Below are 11,222 nucleotides of genomic sequence, written 5' to 3'. Positions count from 1 at the left end.
GAGCCGCTTTGCGCTCGTATCGTTTCCGGGTGATTTCGGTCCAGGGCATCATGATCTCCGTTCGTTCTCACAAACAAACAGAATCATAACTCGCTGAAATCACCCAACTCATTTCCGATCAGGCTCTAATGTTGCGGCCCGCCACGCCCGCCCGCGCGAAAGGGCGCAACCGCCGACAGGATCGGCAGGCCCTGCCAGCGCGTGCCGCGCAGGGCGTGGCGCACATGCCAGCGTTGCGCCATGGCGACAAGGCGCAGACCCGGATCATTGCCGATCAGGGTGAAATAGCTGCTCAGCGGGCGCTCGGTCCGGCCGACGCGGCGACGGAAATGGCGCAGGGTTTCGCGATGCGCGGCGAGCGCTGGCGTGGCGACGGCGCGGTGATCCTCGGTGCCGCTGACCGGCTCGGCGCGCGAGGTGGCGGCGGCGATTCGCCAGCCGCCGGCCTCGCGTTGCAGATCAAGGTCGATGATGCCAAGATGCGACCCCCAGAAACCCGCCATCACGGCGGGCTTTCCGGCCAGCGTGCCGCGCGCGGTATCGATACCCGGCCCGGCCGGGTGATCGGGGGCGGGAAAGACCCGGTGCGTGTGGCCCGCGATCACGACATCGATGCCCGGCAGCGCCGCCAGCGCGGTCGAGGCGTTTTCCATCATCGGCGCGGGTTCAAGCGCGCCGATGCCGCTATGGGACAAGGCGACGATCAGATCGCTGCCGGCGGCCCGCAGGCGCGAAATGCCGGCGCGGGCGGCGGTCAGGATGTCCTCGATCCGGGCATCGGCCTTTAGCCCCGGCTCCCATTCCACCGTTTGCGGCGGCAGGAACCCCAGAACGCCGATGCGCAGATCCTGCGGCTGCCCGCAATGGTCGCGGAACCGGCGCCGCAGGATCAGTTCCGGAACGCTGGGCAACGGTTTCGAGACCGACAGATTGCTGGCGACATAGTGAAAACCCGCCGCCTCGACGGTCCGGCGCAGAAAACCCAGGCCATAGCTGAAATCATGGTTGCCAAAGGTCGCCGCGTCATAGTCCAGCGCGTTCATCGCGGCGATGGCGGGGTGTATCCGGCGATTGCCCGCCTCGCTTGCTTCGGCCAGGTAATCGCCCATCGGGCTGCCCTGCAGAAAGTCGCCATTGTCGAACAGCAGGCAGTTGGGCACCGCGTCACGGGCGCGGGAAATCAGCGCGGCGGTGCGCGACAGGCCCAGATGCGGCGCGGGACGGTTGGCGAAATAATCATAACCCAGCACATGCATGTGCAGATCGGTGGTCGCCAGGATACGGAGCGTCAGCCGGTCGGGTTGCCCGGCGGCATCTGCTTGGGGTCGGTCGAACATGGTCGAGCTGGTCCGGTTCATTTCGCGGCCACTATGCAACCCTTGATTGCATATGTCGATCTGTTTGCTCATGGGGTGCTTGCATGCCGGCCGATGACATGGGAATAGGCCCGAAGTGAGTCAGGGGCAGCAAGCGGATCGGTTCAGGATGAAGTTCTCGACACGCCAGGATACCGAATTGTCGGCCGAGTCGCTGTTCAGTGCCATCAGCAATTTCGATGCCATCGAACGCATGCTGACGCGGCGCGGCGCCAGCGTGCGGCGCGAGGATGCGCTGACCGCGCCGGCGGTGGGCATGAGCTGGTTGATCGGGTTCGACTTCCGCGGCCGCTATCGCGAGCTGTCGCTGCAACTGACCCGGATCGAGCCGCCCGAGACGATCGTCATCGAAGGCGGCTCGGATCAGTTCGACCTGTCCATCCAGATGACCGTGCTGGCGTTGACCAAGACGAAATCGCGGCTGATCTTCGTGACCGAGGTGCAGCCGCGCAGCCTGAAGGCGCGGCTGATCCTGCAGACCGTCAAGCTGGGCAAGCCGCAGCTTGACAAGAAATTCGCGCAGCGGATCGGCGAATTCGCGGATAATCTCGCGGCGGTCAGCTGACCTGATCCCGACCGCTGGCCGGGCGCTCAGCCCGCCTGCGCGAGTTGCCGGGCGCGCAGCGGATCGGCCGGATAGACGCCCAGCACGTTCAGGCTGGAGGTAAAGTAATCCAGTTCCTCCAGGGCGCGGGCGACATTGGCGTCCTCGGGATGGCCCTCGATATCGGCATAGAACTGCGTCGCGGTAAACACGCCGTCCACCATGTAGCTTTCCAGCTTGGTCATATTGACGCCATTGGTCGCGAAGCCGCCCATCGCCTTGTAGAGCGCCGCCGGAATGTTGCGGACCCGAAAGACGAAGCTGGTCATCATGGTGCCATCGCCCTCGCGATTGCTGCGGCGGCTGAAATCGGGCTGGCGCGACATGATCAGGAAGCGCGTGGTGTTGTTCTGGCGGTCCTCGATATCGGCCGCCAGTTCCTCCAGCCCGTAGATCTCGCCGGCCAGCGGCGCGGCCAGCGCGGCCAGCGACTTATTGCCGCGGCGCGAGATTTCCAGCGCCGAGCCCGCCGTGTCCGCGCCGACGATGCCGCGAATCTCATGACGGCGCAGAAAGCCGCGGCACTGGCCCAGCAGGACCGGATGGCTCATCGCCTCGCGCACCTCGGCAAGCTGCGTGCCGGGCACCGCGAGCAGGCTGATGCGGACGCGCACGAAACCCTCGTCGATGATGTGCAGCCCGCTTTCCGGCAGCAGGTGATGGATATCCGCGACCCTGCCATAGGTCGAGTTTTCGACCGGCAGCATCGCCAGTTCCGCGCGGCCGCCGCGCACCGCCTCGATCACGTCCTCGAAGGTGCGGCAGGGCAGGGCCTCCATGTCGGGACGATAGGAACGGCAAGCCTGATGGCTGTAGGCGCCGGGCTCGCCCTGAAAGGCGATCACCTTTGATTGAGTGGCGTCGGTCATGGGGCACACCTTGTTTTCTGGGCGCGATCTTGGCCATAATGGGGCCGCGATCATCTCCGTTTTCTGTCCTGCGGGCGAGAACTATACCTTGAACCGCCGGAACAAAAGCGGATAGATAGCTGACGAAATCCACGGACAGACCGCACAAGGGATCCGCAGACATGTTCGACACCATGACCGTCACCAAGGCAGCCGGCGCGCTGATCGGCTCGCTTCTGTTTCTGTTGCTGATGAACTGGGCTGCGTCGGCGATTTACACTGTCGGAACCGAAAGCCATGACGGCGAAATGGTGCAGGCCTATTCGATCCCGGTCGAGGATGCGGGCGGCGAGGCCGAAGCGGCCGAAGAAGGCCCCGATTTCGCGACCGTCATGGCCTCGGCCGATGCGGCGGCGGGCGAAAAGGTCTTTGGCAAGTGCAAGGCCTGCCACAAGCTGGATGGCACCGACGGGGTCGGCCCGCATCTGAACGGCGTGATCGGCCGTGCGGTCGCCAGCATCGGCGGCTTCAGCTATTCCGACGGCATGGTCGCCCATGGCGGCGACTGGACGCCCGAGGCGCTTCAGGAATTCCTGGCCGATCCGAAAGGCGTCGTGAAGGGCACCAAGATGGCCTTTGCCGGCCTGAAGAAGATCGAGGACCGCGCCAATCTGATCGCCTATCTGGAAAGCCAGCCGTAAGAGCCGCTGCCATCGGCGTGATACGGGCGTCCCGCAGGGGCGCCCTTTTTCGTTTCCGGTGCCGCCATGTCCGGCGCTGGATCACGCAATTGCATGTTGAACGCGGGCGCATGCCTGTTAGCCTTGCGCCGAGGCGGCCCCGCGACGGGCCCGAACGAGCCAAGAGGATCAACAAGACCCGATGAAAATGCCCTTTCTGCGACACGCCCCGATGGCCCTGCTGCTTTCGTTCTTGCCCGCCATGGGCCTTGCCCAGACCCCCGAGCCGGCACCGCAGAAACCCAGGACCATCGTGTCGCACGGCATCGCCACCTTCGGCGAACCGGATCTGCCCGCCGATTTCACGCAGTTTCGCTATGTGAACCCCGAGGCGCCCAAGGGCGGCGAGATCTCGTTATCGGCGCTCGGCGGATTCGACAGCTACAACCCGTTTACCCATCGCGGGCGGGCGAATTTCATGTCGGTGATGATGCTTGAGCGCTTGATGGAAAGCCCCGCCGACGAAGAAGGCGCGGCCTATTGCCTGCTGTGCGAGACGATCGAATATCCCGAAAGCCGCGATTGGGTGATCTTCAAGCTACGCCCCGAGGCGAGGTTTTCCGACGGCACGCCGCTGACCGCGCATGACGTGCTGTTTTCGTTCGAGCTGCTGCGCGATTTCGGCCTGTCCTCCTATCGCACGGCGATTTCGCGCATCGTCGCCAAGGCCGAGGTCATCGACCCGCAGACCATCAAGTTCATGTTCCAGCCCGGCTATCCGCGCCGCGACGTGATCCAGCAGGTCGGCAGCCAGATCGTGTTCTCGCGCGAGGATTTTCGCAAGAACAAGCGCGATATCGAGCAGTCCAGCAATATCCCGTTTCTGGGATCCGGGCCCTATGTCTTTGATTCCGCGGATTTCGGTCGCTCGATGGTCATGCGCCGCAATGCCGATTACTGGGGCAGGGACCTGCCGATCAATGTCGGGCGGCATAATTTCGACCGCATCCGGCTGGAATATTTCGGCGATTACGATGCCGCCTTCGAGGCCTTCAAGGCCGGCGTCTATACCTTCCGCAACGAGTCCTCCTCGCTGCATTGGGCGACGCGCTACGACTTTCCGGCGGTGCAATCCGGCGCGGTGAAAAAGGAGATGCTGCCCGATGGCGGGCTGGCCGGCGGGCAGTCCTGGATCTTCAACCTGCGGCGCGAGAAATGGCAGGATATCCGCGTGCGCGAGGCGATTTCGCTGATGTTCAACTTCGAATGGTCGAACGAGACGCTGTTTTACGGTCTGAACACGCGGGTCAATTCCTTCTGGGACAACAGCCCGCTGAAAGCCGAGGGCAAGCCCGGCGAGGCCGAGCTGGAACTGCTGCGGCCGCTGGCCAAGGACCTGCCCGAAGGCATCCTGACCGAGGACGCGGTGGTGCAGCCCGTCTCGGGCAAGACCCAGCTTGACCGCGCCAATCTTCGCAAGGCCTCGGCGCTCCTGAACGAGGCGGGCTGGACGCCCGGCCCGGACGGCATGCGCCAGAACCAGAAGGGCGAAAAGCTGACGCTGGAAATCCTCAACGATAACCAGAGCTTCGACCGGGTTATCAATCCATTCGTGCAGAACCTGCGGGCGCTTGGCATCGACGCGGTGAACACGCGCATCGACGATGCCGAGATGACCACCCGCACCCGCAGCCACGATTTCGACATGATCACCGACAATTTCGCCTTGCTCGGCTATACCGTCGGCGGCGGGGACGAGCAGATCTTTGGCTCGGAGAATGTCGGCGATGTGTTCAACCCGATGGGGCTGGCCAACCCGGCCATCGATGCGCTGATCCGAAAGGGGATCGAGACCGAGACCCGCGAGGACATGGATACGCTGGTCAGGGCGCTGGACCGCAGCCTGCGGGCGCTGCGCTTCTGGGTGCCGCAATGGTACCGCGCCGATCACACCATCGCCTATTACGATATTTTTGGCCACCCCGAGACCATCCCGCCCTTTGCTCTGGGTGAGCTTGATTTCTGGTGGTATGACGCGGATAAGGCGGCAAAGCTGAAACAATCCGGCGCGCTGCGCTGACCCTTCCGGGTCGGCGCGGGGCAGCACGGGACAAGAGGCGGGGCGGATGGCAGCCTATATCCTGCGGCGTTTGCTGCTGATCATACCCACATTGATCGGCATCATGCTGGTCAACTTTGCGCTGACGCAATTCGTCCCCGGCGGCCCGATCGAGCAGATCATCGCCCGCGTCCAGGGCGAAGGCGATGCCTTGCGCAACATCACCGGCGGCGGCAATGACGCGCAGTTGCAAACCAGCGAATATGCCGGCGCCCGCGGCATCCCGCCGGAACTGCTGGACCGGCTGGAAGTGCAGATGGGATTCGCCGAGATCGTCTGCGCGCCCGGCTATCAGGGCGAGCCGGACCTGAAGGCCGCGGAATGCCGCAAGGAAAAGATCGGCGCGGTCCGGCGCTTCTTCATCATGATGGGCAACTATCTGCGCTTTGATTTCGGGACCAGCTTCTTTCGCTCGATTTCGGTGATGGATCTGGTGGTCGAGAAGATGCCGGTCTCGATCACGCTGGGGCTGTGGTCGACGCTGATCGCCTATATCGTCTCGATCCCGCTGGGCATCCGCAAGGCGGTCAGGAACGGCACGCCCTTTGACACATGGACCAGCGGCGCGATCATCATCGGCTATGCGATCCCGGCCTTTCTGTTCGCGGTGCTGCTGATGGTGCTGTTCGCGGGCGGCTCGTACTGGCAGATATTTCCGCTGCGCGGGCTGACCAGCGAGAATTTCGACCAGCTCAGCCTTGTCGGCAAGATCCGGGATTACCTGTGGCACATCACGCTGCCGGTGATCTCGATCACCATCGCCAGCTTTGCCACGCTGACGCTGCTGACCAAGAACAGCTTTCTGGACGAGATCAACAAGCAATATGTGATGACCGCCCGCGCCAAGGGCCTGACCGAGCGGCGCGTGCTTTACGGCCATGTGTTCCGCAATGCCATGCTGATCGTGATCGCGGGCTTTCCGGCGATGTTCCTGGGCGTGTTCTTCGGCTCGTCCATCCTGATCGAGACGATCTTTTCGCTGGACGGGCTGGGCCGGCTGGGATTCGAGGCGACCGTGCAGCGCGACTATCCGGTGATCTTCGGCACGCTTTACGTCTTTGGCCTGCTGGGGCTGCTGGTCGGGATCCTCTCGGACCTGATGTATGTGCTGGTCGATCCACGCATCGACTTCGAGCGGAGGGCGGGCTGATGGCGATATCGGAACTGAACCGCCGCCGGCTGCGGAATTTCCGCCGCAACACGCGCGCCTTCTGGTCGCTGGTCATATTCTCGGTATTCTTCGTCGTGTCGATGTTCGCGGAACTGGTCGCGAATGACAAACCGATCGTGGTCAGCTACCGGGGCGAGCTGTTCTTTCCGGTCTACCAGTTCTATCCCGAGACCGCCTTTGGCGGCGATTTCGGAACCGAGGCGATCTATACCGATCCCGGCGTGCAATGCCTGATCCGCACCGGCGGCCGGCAGGAATGCTGGGACGACCCCGAAGGCGTCACCCGCGAGGCCGCCGAGACCGGCCAGATCGCCGGCGAGCCGGTCGAGGCCGGCTGGATGATCTGGCCGCCGGTCCCCTATCACTATCGCACCATCAACAATGTCGGCACCGCGCCCAGCCCGCCCGACGCGGCGCATCTGCTGGGCACCGACGACACCTCGCGCGACGTGCTGGCGCGGGTGATCTATGGCTTTCGCCTGTCGATCCTGTTCACGCTGATCGTGACCGTCGTCGGCTCGGCCATCGGCATCGCGGCGGGGGCGGTGCAGGGCTATTTCGGCGGCCGCACCGATCTGATATTCCAGCGGGTGCTGGAGATCTGGGCCTCGACCCCTTCGCTTTACGTCATCATCATCCTGTTCGCGATCCTGGGGCGCAGCTTCTGGCTGCTGGTCTTTGTCTCGATCCTGTTCGGCTGGCCGGCGCTGGTCGGCGTCGTGCGCGCCGAGTTCCTGCGGGCGCGGAATTTCGAATATGTCCGCGCGGCGCGCGCGCTTGGCGTGTCCGACCGCAAGATCATGTTCCGCCATATCCTGCCCAATGCCATGGTGGCGACGCTGACCATGCTGCCCTTTGTCGTCACCGGCACCATCTCGTCGCTGGCGGCGCTGGATTATCTGGGCTACGGGCTGCCCACCTCGGCGCCGTCGCTGGGCGAACTGGCCCTGCAAGCCAAGCAGAACCTGCAGGCGCCATGGCTGGGTTTCACCGCCTTCTTTTCCTTTGCGATCATGCTGTCGCTGCTGGTCTTCATCTTCGAGGGCATCCGCGACGCCTTCGACCCAAGAAAGACATTCCGATGACGCCGGTTCTGGAAGTCAGCGATCTGCGGATCGGGTTCCGGCAGGACGGCCGGACCGTACCCGCCGTCAAGGGCGTCAGCTTCGTGGTGAACAGGGGCGAGACGGTGGCGCTGGTCGGGGAATCCGGTTCCGGCAAGTCGGTCACCGCGCTTTCGACCGTCGGGCTTCTGGGCGAGGCGGCAGAACTCTCGGGCTCGGTCCGATACGAGGGGCGCGAACTGGTCGGCGCCTCGGACAGGGATCTGCGGCGGGTGCGCGGCAATGACATCAGCTTCATCTTTCAGGAGCCGATGACCTCGCTCAACCCGCTGCACACGCTGGAGCGCCAGCTGCGCGAAAGCCTGGCGCTGCATCAGGGGCTGAAGGGTCCGCAGGCGCGGGCGCGGATCGTCGAGCTGCTCGAACGGGTCGGCATCCGCGACGCGGAATCGCGGCTGGACGATTACCCGCATCAATTGTCGGGCGGTCAGCGTCAGCGCGTGATGATCGCCATGGCGCTGGCGAACGGCCCGCATCTGCTGATCGCGGATGAACCGACCACCGCGCTGGACGTCACCATCCAGGCGCAGATCATGGAGCTGCTGGCGGCGCTGAAATCGGCCGAGTCGCTGTCGATGCTGTTCATCAGCCACGATCTTGGCCTTGTGCGCCGCATCGCCGACCGCGTCTGCGTGATGAAGGATGGCGAGATCGTCGAACAGGGCCCGGTCGAGGCCATATTCGCCGATCCGCAGCACGAATATACCCGCATGCTTCTGGCGGCCGAACCCAAAGGCCGCGCCGACCCGGTGCCCGCCGATGCAGACGAGGTGATCTCGACCCGCGACCTGAAGGTCTGGTTTCCGATCCAGCGCGGGCTGTTGCGGCGCACGGTCGGCCATATCAAGGCGGTCAATGGCGCGACGATTTCGGTCCGCGCGGGCGAAACGCTGGGGATCGTGGGCGAATCCGGCTCGGGCAAGACCACGCTGGCGCTGGCCGTCATGCGGCTGATCGAAAGCGACGGGCCGATCCTTTACATGGGCCGCGACATCGCCCTGACGCCGGGGCGCGCGCTGCGCGGCTTGCGCCGCGACATGCAGATCGTCTTTCAGGACCCCTATGGCAGCCTGTCGCCACGCATGACGGTCGAGCAGATCATCGCCGAGGGGCTGGGCGTGCACGGCATCGAGCCGGGCCGCAACCGCCGCGAGATGGTCGACGAGATCATGCGCGAGGTCGGGCTGGACCCGGGGCTGATGCACCGCTATCCGCATGAGTTCAGCGGCGGCCAGCGCCAGCGCATCGCCATCGCCCGGGCGATGATCCTGAACCCCCGGCTGGTGGTGCTGGACGAGCCGACCAGCGCGCTGGACATGACCGTGCAGGTGCAGATCGTCGAGCTGTTGCGGCGCCTGCAGCGCAAGCACGGGCTGGCCTTTCTGTTCATCAGCCACGACCTGCGGGTGGTGCGCGCCATGTCGCATCAGATCATGGTCATGCGCGCCGGCGAAGTGGTCGAGCAGGGCACCACCGACGAAGTGTTCGAGGCGCCGAAAAGCGACTATACCAGCCGCCTTATCGAAGCCGCCTTCCTGACCTCGGAAACCCCATGAAGATCCTGTTCGTCCATCAGAACTTTCCCGGCCAGTTCCTGCATCTGGCGCCCGCCCTGGCCGCGCGCGGGCACGAGGTTCTGGCGCTGACGGATGAAAAGAACCAGCGCCCCTCGCCGGTCAGGGCGGTGCGTTACAAGACGCCGCAGGAGTTGGCGATGCCGCGGATGCTGGGCAGCACCTATTGCGAATATACCGAGCGCGGCTGGCTGGCGGCGCGCGGCTGCCGCGCGCTGCGCGACCGGCACGGCTTCGTCCCCGATCTGATCTTTGGCCATAGCGGCTGGGGCGAGACGCTGTTTCTGCGCGAAATCTATCCCGATGCAAGGCTGCTGGTCTATGCCGAGCTTCTGTATCGCACGCGCGGCCATGACGTGGGTTTCGACCCCGAGGTCAGCCCCGATACCGATGAGGGCCGGGTGAGCACGGTCGCGCGCTCGGCCCATCTGATCCAGGGGCTGGTGCAGGCGGATGCCGGGCTGGCGCCGACCGGCTATCAGGCCGGCTCGTTCCCGCCCGAGCTTCGCCAGAAGCTGACGGTGATCCATGACGGCATCGACACCGGCATCGTCAAGCCCGACCCGCAGGCCGAACTGGCGCTGCCCGACGGGCGCAGGCTGCGCCCGGGCGACGAGGTCCTGAGCTATGTCTCGCGCTCGCTCGAACCCTATCGCGGCTTTCATCGCCTGATGCGGGCCTTGCCCGGCGTGATGCGGGCCCGGCCCGATGCGCAGGTGGTGCTGGTCGGGGCCGATGCCGTCAGCTATGGCGCCAAGCCCAGGGATGCCGACAGCTGGAAGGAAAAGCTGCTGGCCGAGCTGGACGGCCAGCTTGACCTGACGCGTATCCATTTCCTCGGCCGGGTCCCCTATCGGCAATACCTGTCGCTGCTGCAGATCAGCCGCGTGCATTGCTATCTGACCTATCCCTTTGTGCTCAGCTGGTCGCTGACCGAGGCGATGGCGGCGGGCTGCTATATCGTCGGCTCGGATACCGAGCCGGTTCGCGAAGTGCTGCGCGAGGGGGAAACCGGGCGGCTGGTGCCGTTTTTCGACCAGCCCGCGCTTGAGGCGGCGCTGATCCGCGGGCTTGCCGGCGAGGACCCGGAGGCGGCGCGGATGAAACAGGCCGCGCGCGATCTGATCGTGGGGCAATACGATCTGAGGACGAAAAGCCTGCCGCGGCTGGTCGAATGGGTGGAAAGCTTCGCCCCCGTCGGGACTGGGGGTTAAAGCTCGATCTGCGGACCGGGCGGCAGTTCCGGCAGGATGTCGCGCGGCGGCGCGTCGGGACCGGGATCGCGCTCGGGGTTCAGGCGCGGATCGTCGCCGGGTGCGGGCCGCAGCATCTCGCGAAGCGCATCCCCCACCGGCGGTGGTGGCGGTGCATCCGCGCGGCGCCGGATCAGGATATCGCCGTTCTCCAGCCGCTCGGGCGCCTGATAGTTCTGCACATCATCCATCAGCTTGCCCAGATCCTGAAAAACCGGGCGCAGCGACAGCATGGTATCGCCCAGATCGCGGCCCAGCCGTTCCAGATGCGGCTCGGCCTCTTTCAGCATGTTCTGCATGAAGCTTTCCAGCCCGCGCTCAAACAGGGCGCCATTGCCGTCACCGCCTTCGCTGCTCTCCGGCGCGGGGTCTTCGGCCGCCGGCGGCGTCCAGCCCTGCGCCAGCCCCGATGCCGGCGCCGCCAGCGCAAGGAAAAGGATCAGGGCGAAATCGCTGCGCATGGGCGTGTCCTT

General features: G+C 64.9%; 10 protein-coding genes. 7 read left to right on the top strand and 3 right to left on the bottom strand.

Annotation, left to right across the window (positions count from 1 at the left end; translation table 11 throughout):
• Positions 1-125: 125 nt before the first annotated feature.
• Positions 126-1,337 (bottom strand): metallophosphoesterase, encoded by a 1,212-nt coding sequence (locus IT41_RS15975; RefSeq protein WP_231564777.1) that lies wholly within the window; start codon positions 1,335-1,337, stop codon positions 126-128.
• Positions 1,338-1,485: 148 nt separating this feature from the next.
• Here IT41_RS15975 and IT41_RS15970 point away from each other — a divergent pair, with 148 nt between their 5' ends.
• Entirely contained in the window at positions 1,486-1,941 is a 456-nt protein-coding gene (locus IT41_RS15970; protein ID WP_036743250.1) for a hypothetical protein, read from the top strand.
• A gap of 26 nt (positions 1,942-1,967) precedes the next feature.
• On the opposite strand, the gene IT41_RS15965 is transcribed toward IT41_RS15970, so the two are convergent.
• Positions 1,968-2,849, bottom strand: a complete 882-nt coding sequence (locus IT41_RS15965; RefSeq protein ID WP_036743248.1) for a prephenate dehydratase — start codon at positions 2,847-2,849, stop codon at positions 1,968-1,970.
• A 161-nt stretch (positions 2,850-3,010) separates the two neighbouring features.
• Between IT41_RS15965 and IT41_RS15960 the strand changes: the two genes are divergently transcribed.
• From IT41_RS15960 to IT41_RS15935, 6 genes are all read left to right on the top strand, one after another.
• On the top strand, positions 3,011-3,529 hold the full coding sequence (locus IT41_RS15960; protein ID WP_036743246.1) for a c-type cytochrome: 519 nt from the start codon (positions 3,011-3,013) through the stop codon (positions 3,527-3,529).
• 181 nt (positions 3,530-3,710) lie between these two features.
• Positions 3,711-5,588 (top strand): extracellular solute-binding protein, encoded by a 1,878-nt coding sequence (locus tag IT41_RS15955; RefSeq protein ID WP_036743245.1) that lies wholly within the window; start codon positions 3,711-3,713, stop codon positions 5,586-5,588.
• A gap of 46 nt (positions 5,589-5,634) precedes the next feature.
• Positions 5,635-6,777: a microcin C ABC transporter permease YejB gene (locus tag IT41_RS15950; protein ID WP_036743243.1), complete on the top strand. Its 1,143-nt coding sequence runs from the start codon at positions 5,635-5,637 to the stop codon at positions 6,775-6,777.
• The gene (locus tag IT41_RS15945) at positions 6,777-7,883 is read left to right on the top strand and encodes an ABC transporter permease (RefSeq protein ID WP_036743242.1); all 1,107 of its coding nucleotides are present in this window, start codon (positions 6,777-6,779) and stop codon (positions 7,881-7,883) included. The genes IT41_RS15950 and IT41_RS15945 overlap by 1 nt, the downstream gene beginning before the upstream one ends.
• On the top strand, positions 7,880-9,478 hold the full coding sequence (locus tag IT41_RS15940; RefSeq protein ID WP_036743241.1) for an ABC transporter ATP-binding protein: 1,599 nt from the start codon (positions 7,880-7,882) through the stop codon (positions 9,476-9,478). Before IT41_RS15945 ends, IT41_RS15940 begins: the two co-directional genes overlap by 4 nt.
• On the top strand, positions 9,475-10,710 hold the full coding sequence (locus tag IT41_RS15935) for a glycosyltransferase (RefSeq protein WP_036743240.1): 1,236 nt from the start codon (positions 9,475-9,477) through the stop codon (positions 10,708-10,710). The genes IT41_RS15940 and IT41_RS15935 overlap by 4 nt, the downstream gene beginning before the upstream one ends.
• Here IT41_RS15935 and IT41_RS19555 read toward each other — a convergent pair.
• Positions 10,707-11,210: a hypothetical protein gene (locus IT41_RS19555; RefSeq protein WP_052081686.1), complete on the bottom strand. Its 504-nt coding sequence runs from the start codon at positions 11,208-11,210 to the stop codon at positions 10,707-10,709. The genes IT41_RS15935 and IT41_RS19555 overlap by 4 nt on opposite strands.
• Between the last annotated feature and the right edge of the window lie 12 nt (positions 11,211-11,222).

Origin of the sequence: Paracoccus halophilus, assembly GCF_000763905.1 — a bacterium.
Taxonomy (GTDB): domain Bacteria; phylum Pseudomonadota; class Alphaproteobacteria; order Rhodobacterales; family Rhodobacteraceae; genus Paracoccus; species Paracoccus halophilus.
The sequence above is the reverse complement of the archived record's forward strand: the minus strand, read 5'-3'. Positions and strand labels throughout refer to the sequence as shown.